Annotated in this window: 14 protein-coding genes; 3 read left to right on the forward strand and 11 right to left on the reverse strand. The window is 42.7% G+C overall.

Annotated elements, in window-relative coordinates; genetic code table 11:
* Window positions 1-59 precede the first annotated feature (59 nt).
* The 3 genes from nhaA to ACT3IB_RS07510 all read right to left on the reverse strand — a co-directional run bounded on the left by nhaA (window position 60) and on the right by ACT3IB_RS07510 (window position 5,787).
* Window positions 60-1,376 (reverse strand): Na+/H+ antiporter NhaA, encoded by a 1,317-nt coding sequence (gene nhaA / locus ACT3IB_RS07500; protein WP_491538383.1) that lies wholly within the window; start codon window positions 1,374-1,376, stop codon window positions 60-62.
* A gap of 136 nt (window positions 1,377-1,512) precedes the next feature.
* Window positions 1,513-3,588, reverse strand: coding sequence for an amino acid permease (locus tag ACT3IB_RS07505; protein WP_491538384.1), 2,076 nt, complete (start codon window positions 3,586-3,588; stop codon window positions 1,513-1,515).
* Window positions 3,589-4,251: 663 nt separating this feature from the next.
* Window positions 4,252-5,787 carry a sodium:solute symporter gene (locus tag ACT3IB_RS07510; RefSeq protein ID WP_491538385.1) on the reverse strand — a complete coding sequence of 512 codons (1,536 nt, stop codon included), beginning with the start codon at window positions 5,785-5,787 and terminating at the stop codon, window positions 4,252-4,254.
* Window positions 5,788-5,958: 171 nt separating this feature from the next.
* Between ACT3IB_RS07510 and ACT3IB_RS07515 the strand changes: the two genes are divergently transcribed.
* On the forward strand, window positions 5,959-7,146 hold the full coding sequence (locus tag ACT3IB_RS07515) for an anhydro-N-acetylmuramic acid kinase (RefSeq protein WP_491538386.1): 1,188 nt from the start codon (window positions 5,959-5,961) through the stop codon (window positions 7,144-7,146).
* A gap of 3 nt (window positions 7,147-7,149) precedes the next feature.
* On the opposite strand, the gene rdgB is transcribed toward ACT3IB_RS07515, so the two are convergent.
* The 3 genes from rdgB to ACT3IB_RS07530 form a co-directional block, all read right to left on the reverse strand.
* Window positions 7,150-7,740 (reverse strand): RdgB/HAM1 family non-canonical purine NTP pyrophosphatase, encoded by a 591-nt coding sequence (gene rdgB, locus ACT3IB_RS07520; protein ID WP_491538387.1) that lies wholly within the window; start codon window positions 7,738-7,740, stop codon window positions 7,150-7,152.
* Window positions 7,741-7,761: 21 nt separating this feature from the next.
* Window positions 7,762-8,766 (reverse strand): adenosine kinase, encoded by a 1,005-nt coding sequence (locus tag ACT3IB_RS07525; RefSeq protein WP_491538388.1) that lies wholly within the window; start codon window positions 8,764-8,766, stop codon window positions 7,762-7,764.
* 154 nt (window positions 8,767-8,920) lie between these two features.
* Window positions 8,921-10,159 carry a S8 family peptidase gene (locus tag ACT3IB_RS07530; RefSeq protein ID WP_491538389.1) on the reverse strand — a complete coding sequence of 413 codons (1,239 nt, stop codon included), beginning with the start codon at window positions 10,157-10,159 and terminating at the stop codon, window positions 8,921-8,923.
* 398 nt (window positions 10,160-10,557) lie between these two features.
* Here ACT3IB_RS07530 and ACT3IB_RS07535 point away from each other — a divergent pair, with 398 nt between their 5' ends.
* On the forward strand, window positions 10,558-11,196 hold the full coding sequence (locus tag ACT3IB_RS07535; protein WP_491538390.1) for an NUDIX hydrolase: 639 nt from the start codon (window positions 10,558-10,560) through the stop codon (window positions 11,194-11,196).
* Window positions 11,197-11,211: 15 nt separating this feature from the next.
* On the forward strand, window positions 11,212-13,584 hold the full coding sequence (locus tag ACT3IB_RS07540) for a heavy metal translocating P-type ATPase (RefSeq protein WP_491538391.1): 2,373 nt from the start codon (window positions 11,212-11,214) through the stop codon (window positions 13,582-13,584).
* Here the strand turns inward: ACT3IB_RS07540 and ACT3IB_RS07545 are convergent.
* The 5 genes from ACT3IB_RS07545 to ACT3IB_RS07565 all read right to left on the reverse strand — a co-directional run bounded on the left by ACT3IB_RS07545 (window position 13,569) and on the right by ACT3IB_RS07565 (window position 17,869).
* Window positions 13,569-14,126, reverse strand: coding sequence for a hypothetical protein (locus tag ACT3IB_RS07545; RefSeq protein ID WP_491538392.1), 558 nt, complete (start codon window positions 14,124-14,126; stop codon window positions 13,569-13,571). The two genes, ACT3IB_RS07540 and ACT3IB_RS07545, sit on opposite strands and share 16 nt — an antisense overlap.
* A gap of 119 nt (window positions 14,127-14,245) precedes the next feature.
* Window positions 14,246-15,922 carry a b(o/a)3-type cytochrome-c oxidase subunit 1 gene (locus ACT3IB_RS07550; RefSeq protein ID WP_491538393.1) on the reverse strand — a complete coding sequence of 559 codons (1,677 nt, stop codon included), beginning with the start codon at window positions 15,920-15,922 and terminating at the stop codon, window positions 14,246-14,248.
* Window positions 15,919-16,437, reverse strand: coding sequence for a cupredoxin domain-containing protein (locus ACT3IB_RS07555; protein ID WP_491538394.1), 519 nt, complete (start codon window positions 16,435-16,437; stop codon window positions 15,919-15,921). Before ACT3IB_RS07555 ends, ACT3IB_RS07550 begins: the two co-directional genes overlap by 4 nt.
* 13 nt (window positions 16,438-16,450) lie before the next feature.
* The gene (locus ACT3IB_RS07560) at window positions 16,451-16,666 is read right to left on the reverse strand and encodes a hypothetical protein (protein ID WP_491538395.1); all 216 of its coding nucleotides are present in this window, start codon (window positions 16,664-16,666) and stop codon (window positions 16,451-16,453) included.
* A 99-nt stretch (window positions 16,667-16,765) separates the two neighbouring features.
* Window positions 16,766-17,869, reverse strand: coding sequence for an NAD(P)/FAD-dependent oxidoreductase (locus ACT3IB_RS07565; protein ID WP_491538396.1), 1,104 nt, complete (start codon window positions 17,867-17,869; stop codon window positions 16,766-16,768).
* Between the last annotated feature and the right edge of the window lie 6 nt (window positions 17,870-17,875).

The following is a 17,875-nucleotide window of genomic DNA, read 5'->3' on the forward strand; positions in this document are numbered from 1 at the left end:
CCTGAAAGATTTCTACGATCTTTCAGGCTTTAGTACGCTAGTTTCACGTTATATTACAATCATTCACTATGGATGTTATTTATTGCGTTTCTTATTAGTGCATATCCTAACAGACCACTTATCAGTGAGCCCGATATAATGCCAACCTTTGCATACTCTAAAAATACCGCCGATTCAAAAGAAAGCCCTCCTATAAATAGCGACATCGTGAATCCTACACCACTTAAACAAGCAAGGCCGTAAACAATTTGCCATGTCCCTTTTTGCTCAGGAAAGGTACTGAGCCCAACAATCTTCATTAAGAAAGCTGCCGAAAATATTCCTATCTGTTTCCCAAAGAAAAGTCCAAGTAAAATACCCCAAGTCAATGTTGACGAAAAAGCTTCTGCAATTAATTGGCTATCAAAAGCTACCCCTGCATTAGCAAAAGCAAAAATAGGAATAATTCCATAGGCTACCCATGGATGCAAATTATGTTCAAGTCTGTGCAAGGGAGATTCTGACTCTGAAACTACATCATCCATATAATTCAGTGCCGTCTCACGAGCTTCTCCCTGATCATTTTTCAATGCATGCTTGAACAGGCTTACAGCGCCTTCAGCTTTTTCAAGCAAACTATTAAGACTTGTATTGCGAGTTGCAGGAATCATAAGTCCAAGAACAACTCCGGCAATCGTGGCATGTACTCCTGATTTTAGTACCGCCACCCACATTATAATACCCACTATCATATACAATCCAATTCTCCTTACATTCAGCAGATTAAAAATAAGAAGTACTACAAAGCACCCTGCCGCAATTGCCAACGCTGTCATTTGGATACTTGCAGTATAAAAAAGTGCAATAGCCATTACCGCAATTAAATCATCAACTACTGCGACAGCTGTTAGAAATACCTTTGCCCAGATGGGTACTTTAGACCCCAGTAGCGTAAGGATTCCAATGGCAAATGCAATATCGGTTGCAATGGCTATAGCCCAGCCCTGCGAAAATTCGGTTCCTGCATTTAACGCAAAAAAGATGGCTCCGGGAACTAAGGCGCCGCCCAATGCTGCCACGACAGGAGTAAGTGCAAGTTTGAAACTAGACAGCTCCCCATATTTTAATTCTCTTTTTATTTCTAACCCAATCAACAAAAAGAAAACAGCCATTAGCCCGTCATTAATCCAAAGAAGCAATGGCTTTTCAATATTGAGTGATGGCGTACCTACCGTGAGTGTGGATTGAAAGAAATTAAAATAGCTTTCACTCAAGGGGCTGTTAGCAATGAGCAAAGCCAAAACTGTAGTAATGAGTAACAAAATCCCCGATGAAGATTCTGTTTTAAAAAACTCTTGAATGGGCGTCAGTGGATTAAAGGTTATTCTATTCTTCATTTCTATTTGGATTTATAGGTATTTTATTGAGTACCACTTCTTTTTTATTGCCATTCCCAAGATATGCTACACATATAAATAAAGTTACATGGAAAATGCTGCAAAAATTATGGTCGTATACAACTTAAAGAAGTATTTATGCTTTTAATTCCCTTATAGCATTGGGATTTCCAATAATCGTAAGCTCATCTTCTGCTTCCAACACAGTATCACCGTGAGGAATAATTAAATTATCATCTCTGTAGATGATAGCTACCAGGCAATCACCCGGTAAATCAATTTCTCCGATTTTCTTTCCTTTTCGACGATTTAAGAATTCATTTTCAGAAACAAATAGATGGATAAAGTGTTCATCGCTTATAAGCACTTCTCTAAGCTGCTTTTCTGATTTAGCCTCGTGCCACCGCTGCAGGAAATTGGGTTGATTTACAATTTCTGCCAAGTGCCCGACCAGACGCATATCAAGACCATAAGCCTCTACAGGGGTAATAAGAAATATTAATGCATGCTTATCTTCATCAATTTCGCTCGATAATTTACCACCCGACTTATTTATTCTAAACCCAACCATCTCAGCGGTGGTAATAGCTTCATATCCTATCTGACATATAACAACTCCCTTTCCAATATTATGAATGTTGGTTTTGTATTGTTTCTGCAACTCATGTTTAATCTCATCCTTTTCTTTCTTTGTACGGTCCGCAAATATCTCTGCAGTGATATCTGTGCACTTATCAAGCAGCTTGTCGCTTTCACTGATATCCCTGATTACACTCCGAGCGACAACTTGTTCATAAGCTAATTTATCCTCACCGTTTTTTTCATTCAGAATCGACATGAGCTCATATTCGAGTGCTTCGTATCTTTTACGACCAAGCCGTTCGTGCACATGAAATATAGCTCCTTGCCGCTCTATCTTTTCTCCGGCATAATAGAAGTACCAAACGATGCAGAGCACAATCATTATCCCGGTTAGAGAAACAGGCATCAGCCCCATTTCTGCGATGAGCCACACTGGGATTAACATGCCAGCTATCTGTACCCATGGATACAGCGGGGATCGAAAGCCCGGTGAATATGCATCAATCTTGCTCTCGCGCATTACCACAACTGCAAGGCTCATTAAGCCAAAAAGAATCAACTGAAATGCACTTGCCAGCTTGGCTACCGCTTCTACATCAAAAACCAATAAAACAACCGCCATCAAAATTATCGTAACTGTAATTGCAAACGAGGGCGTCCCGGTTTTCCCTAATTTTGAAAACTTGGGACTAATTAACTCATCCCTCGACATAGCAAATGGATATCTGGAAGCCGACATAATTCCGGCATTTCCGGTTGATGCAAAAGCAGCAACAGCAGCAACTACCACTGCTGTGACGCCCCATGATCCAGGCAGCCACGACAAAAACTGTTTCCCCGCATCAGCAACGGGAGTAAGACTTGCATAAAACTCTTCAGGATTAAGCACGTTTAACATGATATAAACACCTAATACATAAATAATAGCAGCGGTAAAAAGCGACAATATCATGCTCAACGGAATATTTCTATCTGGATTTTTAATCTCCTCAGCAACACTTGTTACCTTTGTAAGGCCGGCATACGAAACAATTACAAGTCCAATGGTATAGGTAAAACCATGGAGCCCATTCCGGAAAAAATCCGAATATTCGCTATAGGTGCTCGTGGCTTCTGATCCCCAAACAGCCGATAAACCCTGAATAATAAATATGGTCATGATTCCCAGAAGCGTGGCTACGAGGATGCGCTGCAATAACGTTGTCTCTTTGGCTCCATATATATTGAGCACCCCAAAAATTACTGTGAGAATTAGAGCCAGCTGAGTAATTGGCACATTCACATAAAGCGACAGATAAGCCCCCATGCCAATCAATGCGAAAGCGCTTTTAAATATCAGAGCAAACCAAGAACCAAGTCCGCCCACGGTCCCTATCATGGGACCTAAGCTGCGATCTAAAAAATAATAGGTCCCTCCAGCTTTAGGCATAGCGGTTGACAATTCGGCCACGCTCAACATCGAAGGTATCATCAACAAACCAGATGCAAGATAGGCTAAATAAACAGATGCTCCGGTTTCAGCAGCTGCAATTCCCGGCAGCAGAAAGAACCCCGAACTAAACATGGCCCCCGTGCTAATTGCATAGACATCAAATAGGCCTAACTCCTTATTAAGTTTTCTTTTTTTCATGTTATTCTGAGCTTATTTCATTTATTGTGACTTTTGACTCACCTATTTTTTCGAATTGTTTCTGTAATGCTACCCTTACATTTTTATTTCTTTAGGGGTTTCATTTTTCTATCTCTAAAACATCATACAGGCACAAAACCATGCATTAAAAGATACACTAAACCAGGGAATACAAATCGGTATGCCAGTTACCAATTTGATTTTATCCGCTTCTACCACAATTGCTTAAGAATTCCTTGGGTTACAATTACTTCTCATGTAGAAAATGATATGGCAAATTACCGCGAAGCCGGTACGGATTAACTCATTGGTGATATGCGTTCAAGAAAATAGTTTGGATGATAACTTCTTGTAGTGTTGGCAACTATAAGAGTTATACACAGATGGCATTTCGCAATCCGAACCGAAAAAAGAGAGGATATAAAACAAACTGTATTAAGCAAGGTTTTAGTATACATAGCCAGAGGCTGTTAATTTTTCAATTGCAGTTTAGCTAAACAGGGGCAAACCTTACTTATGAAATCAACCAATCAGGTTGGTTGGCGCCCATAAACAGACACCCCTTATTTTTATCAGATCTAAATAACGTATAATTTTTTAGTCTTGCAACTTTTTTTGAGCACATGATAGTTTGTACAAGATCAAAAGATCATTCATCCGTTTTTACATTCGTCTTACGAAGTGGGAAAGATTTCCAACGAGCATCACAATGACGCTCCCAACCACGGTATAAAGCGGCCAGGCAATCACTAGCGGCTCACCGGGCAGTATGTTGTGGATTGGACCCTCCACCATAAAGAGCAGTGAAATTAATCCCACAAAAAAGCCCATTATCGCATCGGTCTTGTCCGGTTTTGTAAACAGACGTCCCAATAAAAACGCGCCCAACAATCCGCCATAGGTGTAGGATGCAATACCAAGGCCGAGTTCTACAACAGCCGGTCGTTCTCCCTCCTGAAGCTGCAGAAAAGCAAAAAAGAAGGCTGATCCAGTTAAAATTATTGCCCAAATCATCGTAATAAAACGCGATATTTTCAGATCCTCAGCTGGAGTATTATGCTTCCCAAAATATGGTTTGTACAAATCAAGCGTGGTTGACGAAGCCAGCGAGTTGAGCGATGAACTTAAGCTACTCATAGCCGCAGCAAAGAGCGAGGCAATAATCAATCCCGACAACCCAACTGGCAACTGCTCAACAATAAATTTCGCAAAAATTTCATCGGTGGTTGCCAACCCAAGAGCCTGAGCCGATTGTGCGTCATAAAAAGCATACAGCAACAGACCAATAAATAAAAATAATCCAAACTGAAAGGCTACAACCACCCCACTCCAAACCAAGGCACGCTGACTTTCATCTATGTTACGCGTAGTAAGCAAGCGCTGAACAATGAGTTGATCGGTGCCGTGAGACGCAATAGAAAAAATGGCACCACCAATAATGGCTGTAAAAAAGGTGTACGGCTGTGCAATGAAATCCCCAAATGACTGGTCAAATCCAAAATCGATGATTTGTAATTTCCCGGCATCACCTGCAATAGAAAGGGCACCACTCAATCCGTTTGGCAAATCAAAAAGAATAATCCCAATTGCCAACATTGCCCCACCAATATAGACCGCCATCTGCATGACATCCATCCAAACCACGGCCTTGATGCCTCCAATGAGGGTATAAATAAGAGTAATAATCGAAATAGCGGCAATGGCAAGCAGGTATACCTCAAAATCACTCCATCCTGTGAAGGCTCCGCCGAGTCGTAAAATAATCGCCAGTGGAATCGCAGTAGCAAAAAGACGAACCCCATCAGCCAGCAGGCGGGTAATCATAAAGGTAGTACTGGTAGCATTACGCATGGCAGCACCAAATCGCTGTTCTAAAAACTGATAAGCCGTGGTTTGCTTTCCCTTAAAATAGGCAGGAAGTAAAAGTTTACTCACTAAAATGCGTCCAATGATATAACCAATTGTGATCTGCAGAAAGGTTAAATTTCCTCCATAAGCAACGGCTGGTATACTAATAAAGGTTAGCGTGCTGGTTTCGGTAGCTACCACCGAAAACATGACCGCCCACCACGGCAATTCCTTTCCCCCCATAAAATAATCGGACGTTGAAGATTGTCGTCCGGCAGCATAAATTCCCAATCCGGCCACCCCGACCAGATACACAACAATAACGATGTAATCTACTACAGAAAATTCCAAAGCTGTATATTTGTTCAACTTTTAAAAGGCTTCATTATAGCAATTTATTTTTATGATTACAGCTGAGGATTTGTGTTGATACTCTGGCTGCGAATGTTAAGTTACCTACGCATGGCACCAACCAAATACTGGTTATTAAAAAAGTGAGTAACTTCAAAGAACTTCTGATTTATGAATCCATCCATTCAAAAACTCCATCATATAGCTCAAAAACCGAGCAGAACCATCATCGGATTGATGTCAGGAACATCACTGGATGGATTGGATATCGCCCTTTGTCAAATATCAGGCTCGGGCCTTAACACAAAGGTTGAGCTCCAACAGTTTGACACCGTCACCTACGAACACACATTTAAACAACGATTATCAGCTATTACTTCGGTTTCCACAGCATCTATGGAAGAAGTCACCATGTTGCACGCGAGGCTAGGTAATTATTACGGCGAACTGATCCTTGACGCGCTTGATCTTTGGGGTATTCCCGCTTCCGATATCGATTGCATTGCCAGTCACGGACAAACCATTTACCACGCCCCAAAATTGCAGCACCAGCAGGCTGATATGCCGAACGCAACCTTTCAGATTGGAGATGGAGACCATATTGCGCAAAAGACTGGAATTATTACGGTAAGTGATTTTCGACAAAAGCATACTGCGGCCGGTGGTAAAGGCGCACCCTTGGCGGCTCCCGTCGATCATCTCTTATTTTCTGATCACTCTGAGGAACGGATCCTGCTTAATATTGGTGGCATAGCTAATTTTACCTATCTCCCGCCTCGTAACTCGGATCAAAAAACCATTACCACCGATACCGGTCCCGGCAATACGCTCATTGATAAGGCAGTGCAGAAATTTTTTGATAAAGCTTTTGATACGGATGGCCTCATTGCCCGTAAAGGATCTGTAAATGAGAAATTGTTGCAAAGCTTAAAAAGCCACCCATATTTCAAAAAACCATTCCCGAAAACCACCGGTCCTGAAGTATTTAGCCTGCAGTGGGTTGACCAAAAGATATCAGAAGAAGGATTTACTGATCTTTCGCCGGATGATCTGATAGCTACCTTAACGCGTTTAACAGCAGAAACCATAGCTGAATCAATTAACAGCATTCTATCCTCAAAAACACACGCTCATATTTATATTAGTGGCGGCGGGCTTCACAATTCCCAACTGATGGAATGGCTTGATGAGCTATTGCCAACTTTTACCATCAAATCATTTGCCACAATCGGTTTTGATCCCGATGCGAAGGAAGCCGTTATTTTTGCGGTACTGGCTAACGAAATGCTAGCAGGAAAAGGGTTTCCGTTTGAATCAGGAAAAAAACTGAATTTCGGGAAAATTTCTCTTCCCCATTAACATCTACTGCTGCTCCTCAAGCCACTCATAAAACTTTTGAATCGCTTTTCCCCGGTGACTGATTTCATTTTTTATCTTGGGATCTAATTCAGCAAATGTCTCTTTATAAGCTGCGGGAAGAAATATTGGATCGTATCCAAACCCACCGGACCCACGTTCTTCTGAAATTATCATCCCGCGGCACACCCCCTCAAAAGTATGACTGTCCTCATCGGTTACAAAGGCAGCAACGGTGCGAAATTGCGCTCCCCGTCGCTCCATAGGCACATCCGAAAGTTCATCCAGCAGCTTGTCAACATTATCTTGATAGCTGGCGTCTTCTCCAGCATATCGCGCCGAGTACACGCCAGGCCGGCCATTAAGGGCATCAACTTCCAAACCCGTATCATCAGAGAGGGCGGGCAGGCCGGTTTGTTGATGCACATATCGAGCTTTTTTAAGGGCATTGCCCTCCAGCGTATCCTGGTCTTCTTCGACCTCTTCGAGATCCGGAAAATCAAAAGTGGATTTTAGTTCAATCCCCAAAGGTTGTAGAGTGGCGCGAAGCTCTTCAATCTTATGTTTATTGCGAGAAGCTAAAACAACGGTTTCCATCAATTCTACCTGCTTATTCAATTATTCTGTTCCTTCTGCTTCACGAAGTATTTCCTGCATCTGGTGCCATTTCAATCTCGGCCCAAACTGAGATACGACTTTCGATCCGGCAAGACTCGCCAGTTTTCCGGCTCCGGCAAATCCCATTCCGTTCGTAATGCCATACAAAAATGCCCCGGCATACATATCACCGGCTCCATTGGTATCAACAGCATTTACCTCATAGGGCTCAATGTCGATAAAGGTGTCGCCGTCATAAATAATAGCTCCATTCGCTCCCTGTGTGATTACAAATCGCTTGGCCTCTTTTTTCAACGCTTCGCGGGCTTCTTTCAAATTATCCTTGCCCGTATAAATTTTCGCCTCTTTTTCGTTACAAAAAAGAAGATCAACCGAAGCCCCTATAATGCCTTCAAAACGGTCTTGAAATCCTTCTACAATGGCCGGATCAGAAAGAGTGAGTGCTGTTTTTACATCATTTTGCTGGGCTATTTTTTTCGTCTGACTCATAGCCTCAAAACCATTTTCGGAAGTCACCAAATAACCCTCAATATACACATACTCTGAATCGCGAATAGCCAGCTCGTCAATTTCCTTTGTTGAAAGATTTTGGGTGATGCCGAGGTAGGTATTCATCGTTCGTTCGGCATCATCAGTAACCATTACCAGGCATTTACCGGTGATTCCGTCTTCTCTTTCTTGACGGTCAAAGTTAGTGTCAATGCCCGCTTCTTTCATATCCTCGAGATACAAATCCCCAAAAGGATCATTAGCTACTTTGCATGAATAAAATGCCTTTCCGCCGAACTGGCTTACTGCAAAAACCGTATTAGCTGCCGAACCGCCCGGCTTTTCAACCGTTTCTTCTCGGCTAATGTCACTGATAAGTTGCGACTGAGTTTCTTCATCCACCAAAGTCATGACGCCTTTTGTGACATCATGTTTGTCAAGGAATTCCTCATCAATTTCGAATTCCATATCTACCAGCGCATTGCCAATACCGTAAACGTTATACTTCTTTTTCATAAAGATTATCGTTGTTCAAACTGAAATTATGCCTTTCAAATATTGTGCGGAAAATACGAACTCTAAGGGGGCTAATAAAGTTCGTATCCACAAATAAAAAAGGCACCTGCCTCATAAAAGACAGGTGCCGTAAATGTGAATTAATTACTTCTCTTTATTGAGAAATAATCGGATCAGGATCACCATCCGGATCGTTTGAGGCAGATCCGTTACTTGTAGGATTACCACCGGTTACCAGCAATACTCCGGCAGCATGCGGACTTGCCATTGAGGTACCACTGATTGTATTTGTGCCTCCATCATTCCAGGTAGAAAGAATATCTACCCCGGGTGCAGCGTATTCTACGGGAGGATCGGTTGGTCCCGAATAGTTCGAAAAGGAAGCAAAGACATCACTTTCATCCGTAGCAGAAATTGTCCAAACGTTGTTATATTCCACACGGGCTGGCGAATAATTATTGGCATCATCTCCATCATTTCCAGCGGCCACGGCGAAATATACACCTTGATCAGCGGCATTTCGAACGGCTGCATCAACGGCATCAGAGGTTCCACCGCCGAGACTCATATTGGCGACATCACCGGCAGATGCATTTTGAGCAACATAATCAATACCATCTATTACAGCAGAGTAAGAACCGCTACCACGACTATCCAGTACTTTTACGCCTACGACCGAAGCACCGGCAGCAACACCTACAACGCCAGTATCATTATCCAGTGCGGCAATAGTACCGGCTACATGGGTACCGTGACCGTTTCCATCATCAGCACTTTTTGAATCCTTACCACTGGTAATAAACGTAGCACTTCGCGTTTCATCTACATTCAAGTCAGGATGATCCAAGTCTACCCCGGAATCAATTACCCATGCTGTGCCACTGCTCGCTGTAGCGCCCCCAACACGGTCAATGCCCCACGGAGTCACTTGGCTGCTTCCACCACCGTTACCGCCGTCATCTCCATCTTTACAGCCCGGCCATGGTGAACATGCCCCCGGAGGTGCAAGCGTAAACATCTTATCTTTTTCAATATAGTCGATACGATTATCTTTCCTGAGTTCTGCCAACTGGCTTTCAGACAATGAAGCAGCAAATCCTTGCAGTGCTACATCGTACACGTTATGAAGAGACTGCTGTTCTATATTGTAATCCGAAAGAACTTCATTGCGCACCTGTTTTGTTCTTTCAACATTACCGGTAAGAGCTTTTCCTTGTGTATCTTCATCTTTGAAGACCACAATGTATTGCCCATCGATAGGTTGTGTGGTTTCTGGGTTCAGTTCTTCTTGTTGATCTTCCTGATTGACATTAGTAGTTGGTTGGTCACATGCAGTGATCCCAAAGACAACTAATGCTACAACCAAGGTTGCTCTAAAAAATGCATTATGCATAATTTATCCCTGATTTTATTAAAATTAATTCGCCATTTTGGCGAATATGAGAGAGCAGGTTTTATGTTTTGATCTATTGCCCTAAAGAAATTAAGCAATCAAAACTCACTGCTATAGTTTTTAAAGAATGCCAAACACCCCATTCGTTACGGATTAATCAAATAATAAATATTAAAATTTTCTAATATTTAAGTAAGCGGGGTTTCTGCAGTTTCAGCAGAAGCTTTCGAAGGAATATCCAACACTTTTTTTCATCAAAAAGTAAATCAAAATTGTACCTTATTTTATCTTCCTTGCACTTGTTTCTTTTGCACCTTTAGGTTTCCTTAACAGAAAGTCCATAGATCAATTTTGTTTAACCAAAAGGCGCCATTAATTTTCAATCTCTACGTGCTACGATGCACCAGCTTATCCAGTTTTTAGAAGATCGTCTATCCCGAAAATTACCCGGCAGAAAGGCCCAAATTGAGATGGCCCCGGAGCCAGTTGATGGAGGTAAAATCAGGGAGATGGAACCACCAGACAGCGTTAATAAAAGCAGTGTATTAATTTTGCTTTTCCCAAATGAAGATGAGGAGTTAGAACTGGTTCTAACGTTGCGAACCCATAATATTGATCATGGTGGGCAAATTAGTTTTCCGGGGGGGCGTGCCGAAAAAAACGAAACCCTGCATCAGACAGCTCTCCGTGAAGCAGAAGAGGAAATCGGGGTACCCTCTGATACAATAACAATTATTGGAGAACTCAGCGAACTATATGTAAGTCACTCTAATAATCTTGTTACACCGGTTATTGGCGTCACAGACAAAAGACCTGACTTCAATATAAATCCCGCTGAGGTAGAAGAGGTTTTTGCAATAGAGTTACATTCCCTTTTGCATAAGAAAAATATTACTGTCGAAGACTGGGATCTTCACTCTTATACCTACCGGGTTCCCTATTGGGATATCCACCAAGTCCCTCTGTGGGGTGCTACAGCCATGATGCTTAATGAATTTCTCGATCTGTATAGAGAATTTGTGAATAATATAAATTAATTTCTTGCTCTTTTAATGAAGGCAGAACACTGTACCCTTTGCGAACTTGAAACCCCGGATCCACCTATTACAGACCCAGTAGTGGATGGCGTTTTTTGCTGCTCGGGATGCCTGCATGTATATAAACTCCTCCAAAATATGGAGGGGGAACAAGCTGAGCAGCTTCGCAAGCAAACTATCCAAAAACGGCGCAATGAGCAGGAACAAGATACCTTGCCTGAAGATTACGAAGAAGCTTTTTTTAAAGTAAATGGCATGCACTGCTCAACCTGTGAATCCTTTGTAGAAACATTGGCAGATCGGCAGGATGGTATCTATAAAAGTGAAGCCAGCTATGCTTCGGAAATGATAAAGGTTTACTATAACCCGGACATAATAACAGCCGAACGGCTGCCCGAAAAATTGAGCAAGCTGGGCTACAACGTAAAACCGGTAGAGTCATCAGAAAAAGATGACCAACTCAATGAACTGGCTCGCATTATTATTGGCGGATTTTTTGGAATCATAGGACTACTGCTATACGTACTCTTTCTGTACCCCACCTATCTAGGCGGCGGAGGCATCGTTCCGCTGACAGACTCCGAAAAGTTGTTTTTCATTTCCAATATTTTTGTGATGACGACTTTTGTCTTGGGATACACGGGCTTTCCTATTTTACGCGGTGCATGGGTGTCACTCTCCGTACGTAAACCCAACATGGATCTCCTTATTACTATAGCAGCAGTCAGTGCCTATTTGTATAGTATTGGAGCATTACTTACCGGATCATCAGAAGTCTATTTTGATGTTACCATGGCTATTGTTCTGGTTGTCTCAATCGGTAATTATTATGAGAAAAAGATCAAGGCAGGCAAGCAAGATCTGCTGGAAAAACTTACCGAAAAACGCATCCAGCAAGCGCGGGTAATCCAAAATGGAGAATCCAAGCAAAAAGCCATTGAAGACCTCAATCCGGGAGATCGCATTTTAGTTAAAGCCGGTGAACGTATTCCAATTGATGGTACAATTGTAAGTGGATCCGGCGTTGTCAATGAAGCCCTGATGACGGGAGAGTCAGTACCTGTATCAAAAGGTGTGGGAGATACTGTTCTCAGCGGTACTATTCTCACACAAAATGCTTTGACTATTAAAATTGGTGATACCGTTGAAAGTACTATCGACAATCTGATGCAAATGATGTGGAATATTCAAACCGCCCGACCCGGTCAACAGCGGTTGGCTGATCGTATTGCTACCTGGTTCGTGCCTGCCGTTATTGTTCTTGGAATTACCACCTTTGGTTATCACATGGTAAGCGGTGCTACCGCTACAGAATCAATGCTTTCATCACTAGCTGTCCTCATTGTCTCTTGTCCCTGTGCATTAGGACTGGCAACACCCCTTGCCATTGCTTCGGGTATTCGTAGCGGATTGGACCATGAGATTATTTTCAAAACTGCTGCCGTTTTTGAAGAACAAATGGATGCGTCTACAGTTGCTTTTGATAAAACCGGGACTTTAACAACAGGTACTATGCAACTTCTTGATAAGGGAAACAACGAGCAAGCACTTGGCTATGCAGCCCGGTTAGAGCAATATGCTTCTCATCCCATTGCTGAGCCCATTAAAGCGTATGCGACCAACCAAAATAACGTAGATGGCTTTTCCTCACAGTCAAGAGGAATATCGGGACAAATAGATGGTAAATACATTTGGGTGGGGCAACCCGAATGGATTAGCAAACAGCTACAAGTTTCTGAAGATCAATGGACAAAAATTAACTCAAGCAGAGATGAGGGAAATATACCTGTTGTTGTAGGATGGAATGGACACGTAGAAAGTGTACTGGTTGTTGGCGATCAAATACGAAAAGAAGCCCCCAACATCATAAAAGAATTGCAGTCTGAAGGTAAAAAAGTGGCGATTATTACCGGGGATAGTAAGCAAGCCGGAGATGCAATACGCAATAAGCTGAATCCTGATTTTCTATTTACAGAAACACGGCCAGACTCCAAATCAAATATCATTGATGAGCTGCGTAAATTTGGCCGAATTGCAATGATCGGCGATGGAAGCAATGACGCCCCGGCTCTTGCCCAGGCTGATCTCGGAATTGCTTTTGGCAACTTAACGGCCATCGCCGCTGATTCGGCACACGTTGTTATTCCGCGAGAAAAATTGACATTAATTCCTGCTGCTTTTCACGCAATTAAATTAACCAAGAATAGAATCCGTCAGAACCTGGGATGGGCATTTTTGTACAATATTATTACCATTCCACTGGCCATTGCGGGAATAATAAATCCCTTATTTGCCGCCGTCGCAATGGCAACCAGTAGCCTGCTGGTAGTAGGAAATTCTTCAAGAGATATGAACCTTGAAAGTAACGAATCTCACTCCTTATTATAGCGAATCGGTATCTTATCCAATGCTACTTCTTGACTGATACGGCTTGTAGAGTCCTCACTAATCTGTTGATCTATACTTATAAAAAGTTTTTGGGGAATATCACCGTTGGGTAGGTGCCATTCGCCGTATACCTTAGCAGGTGCTAATTGCTTTATTTCCCAACTGCTACTTTCATTCCCTGACAGTATTCTATTGCTTTTTAATTTCAGGCTATCAACACCGAGTTGTAACTTATCCTGACTAATGCTGTCAAGTGAAGTCATACCCAATGCAAACCGCCACTCCTGGGCGCTTACCTTCACACGGAGCTGATCGATAAGAACAGCTGTTTCCCGGTCGGCAAAAAGGGTGTCTCCCTCACCAAAGCCCCGTGCATCTTCAACGTTAAATTCTTTACCATTGGTACCCTTACCCTCAAAAATCTGGACATTTATAAGGTTAAAAAGGGTCATCAATTCGACTAACACAGGAATGCCAATGCCCACGATCACCAAAATTTTTACCAACCGTTTCGTAGAGTTTTTAGATACTTCTTCAGACATAACTTATCCATCAAATATTCTTGATCAGCAATAATATATTATCAAAAACAAAAAGCCCTTGTCCGTTTAAAGTAATAACAGACAAGGACTTTTATATCATCTAACAAGTTTTAAGATTATCACGAAGGTCTTGGCAATGCACCGGGATCAAAAATTCCGTCGGCCACCATCTCCCAAAGTGGGAAGGCATAAGCCAGAATTACAAGCACTAGTGCCAACGTAAACCAGAGCTTCATGTTATCCAGTATAGCCGGTGTATGTTCAACACCTGATAAAGGTTCAGGGATATGATCATCGACCGGCTTCTCAGATTTTTCGCCGGCAAGCCATGACGCAACTACAACCCAAAGAAACAATACCAGGGAAATAGTAAGGATGGTTCCGCCGATGGCAATCTGCCAATTCATTTCGGCCATAGTCCCAAATATTGGTTCAAAATCGAACCCAGAATATTGGGGCTCTGCCGTACGACGAGGTACACCAGCAAGTCCTGCACGGTGCATCGCATTTGACATCAACGTCATGCCTAAAAACCATGCATAGGGCTGTATCAAGGCAAGTGTTTTATGCTTGAGTTTTCTACCTGTAAGCTGGGGAAGCAGCCAGTATGTTATGGCCATAAAGGTTAGGGCTACCGCTGTTCCCACTGTCAAGTGGAAGTGCCCGGGCACCCACAACGTATTGTGTATTAACAGGTTAATATTCATCGAAGCATTAATCATACCACTAAAACCACCGGCGGCAAACATAACTCCTGCCAGCGCACAACCCACAAAAGCGGGACTATCCCAAGGCAACTTTCCAATCCATTTGAGATATCCTTTTCCTCCACGTTGACGGGCTCCATGCTCCATGCTGGCTACCACGGTAAATAACGTAATTAAACTTGGTAAAAGAAGCAGAAGCGTAGTTGCCATGGCATAGAATTTAAATCCAACAGAAATACCTGCATCAGCATATTGGTGGTGGTATCCTACCGGAGTAGAAAGCAGCAAGAAGATCACAAAAACAATTCGAGTCATTGAATCACTGAACAAGCGTCCGCCGGATAGCTTTGGCAAAATAGCGTACCATACGTAATAAGCCGGTAGCAGCCAAAAATACACAACAGCGTGACCAAAGAACCAAAAAAGCGTTCTTGGCAATAGGGGTTCTATTTCAGTAACCCAACCAAGTGACCACGGAATCAATAGTCCTACAACCTCAAGTGCCAGCCCTATGGTACAAACATACCACATAAGCATTGTAAAGAGGGTCATAAAGGCTAGGATGGGAATCCGTTCGTTCGGATTTTCTGCACGCCATTTGCGGTATGACCAGAACCAGTCTGCACCGGCCATCCATGATCCTACCACCACGAGTGCCAATCCTATGTAAAACATCGGATGAGCTTGTAAGGGCGGATAAAAAGTATAGAGCACAGCAGCACGGATCGAACTATCAGGTACTAATCCCCCTAAAATAGCTACTGTCGCCATTAATAACCCAATAGTCATCAACCAAAACCATGACCAAGTAAAAGTCATATTTTCGGGTTCCCGGTTGAGGCTGCGGGTTACGCCCCACACAAACAGGCCGGCAATAAAAAATGTAGTAAAAATAAGTGCCAGCAATACACCGTGACCTGTTAACAGAGTGTAATATTCCCCGGAGTTAAAAAATCCACGAAATACATCGGTTCGGTGCAGAGCTTGTACAAACCCAAAGAAACCTCCGATAGCAAGAGCTATAAAGGCAACAATGAAATTAGCTTTGGCAACTTTAGCAGCTTTCGGATACTTGTGTAAGAATGTCATTCTACCAGATTACTTTTATCAAACTCAGATTTAGGTACTACATTAATTTTACCCTCCATCACGTGGTGGGCCGGTCCGCAATATTCGTTACAGACAATGCCATACTCTCGTACTTCGGGAAAGATAGTCGTAAACTTTGCCACCTGGCCCGGAATAGCCATGGTGTTTAGGTTAGTTCCCGCAACATCAAAACCGTGCAGCACATCAGGACTTGTGATATAAAAGGTAACCCTGGTATCTACCGGTACTTCTATGGGTTGTGCGGTACCCGGATTAAACGCAAACTGAATGGTTTGTACATAAACCTCATATTCAGTCTGTCCATTACGGGTTACTTCCCGAACGCCGGGATTTCCAAATGGCGTTTCCGCCAAGTTTTGCGGATCGATGGTAGCATTATCTCCAACAACCTTTAAATCCATCGCCACAAAGCCGTACACTACTGTGGCAATAAAAAAGGCTATCAGTACAAAGGATAACTTTATCCAGAACTGTTCAAACTTATGTATATGCATAATCTTGGTTTAACTAATCTATGATGGAAGGTGCGTTACCGGCGAACTCAACGAAATACATGAAAATCCACATCAGCACAACTATTGCAAAATATAGGAGGGTAAGCGTGAGCGTGCCATATGGCTGGTATTCATCAATCGTAATTTCGCGCTCAATATCCGGATTCCGCTCTTCCCAATTTTTTGCGGAATCAGATTTTTCGTTTGATTGGTTCAAATCTTCGGTCATAACAGTAGGCTTTATTATGAGTTTACCTGCCTCAATGTTTGAAGACAATTAAGTACTAAATAGTCATAAGATCAACCCCTTTTATTATTTAGATTGATTTCATTTCTGCGTCATCATTTCCGATGCACCGCGCCCCACTTCCATCCCAATAGCAATACCCATGCCGCTAAGACCCGCGGCTACAAATCGATTCTGATCAAGCTGTTTTACTATAGGAGTTTTCGTTGGTGAAAATCCCATGATGCCCGACCATTCGTAATCGATATTCCAATTGTTTCCCAGCTTTAATGTTTGAGAGACAAATTCTCTGAGATGATCCTTAATCGCATCATTGGTACCAAACTGATCGGTCTGCTCCCCATCTTTATCCAAATTACGAGCCCCGCCGATTAATAAACGGTTACCAACATTTCGGAAATATATGTAACCCCTATCGTAATGAAAGATCCCCTTCCACGGCAGATTCTCTTGCTCATCAGTTACCATTACAAATCCCCGCGCAGGTTTTATCTCAAGTTCAGGCAACAACCTTTGGACAAAACCATTAGCGGCAATCATTGTTTTTTGAGCTCGTACCTTTAACCCATTGCTAATACTGACAACTCCTTCACTGCTCACATCTTTAACATTACTACCCCACTTGATATCCACACCGGAAGCGCTCACCTTACCGGCCAGCGCTTCCATCATTTTACCGGGATGGAGCGCACCTTCCAACCGATTTTTAATTACAGGATATCCCTCCAGCTCATCGACTGAATAGACCTCCTTTTCACCGATCAACTCCTCCATCCAACCGTTAAACTGATCGAGCTCGGAAGCTACTTTTTCAAACTCCTTTTCCGATCTAAAAAACTCAAATCCACCGCAATGCTCATACCCTATTGCCTCTTCACCCAACGTATTTTTTAAAAGCTGAAGCCCTTCATAGCGACGATGAATTCGCATTTTAACATTCTTCTCAGATTCCTTTTCCATATCTGCCAGGTGTTCGCCAATTGATCCCACGCAGGCAAAACCTGCGTTGCGTGTACTGGCACCCTGCGGCAGAAATCCTCTTTCAAGCACTGCTACTCTGTCTGATGGGTTTTGCCGCTTATAGAACAGGGCCGACGATAGGCCCACAATACCGCCCCCTATAATGACAAGATCATAAGGTTTCAAAAATGAATCTTTTTCCCAGTACGATGATGAATAACTCATTTCAAC

The sequence above is a fragment of the Fodinibius sp. GM21 genome (genome assembly GCF_058386955.1).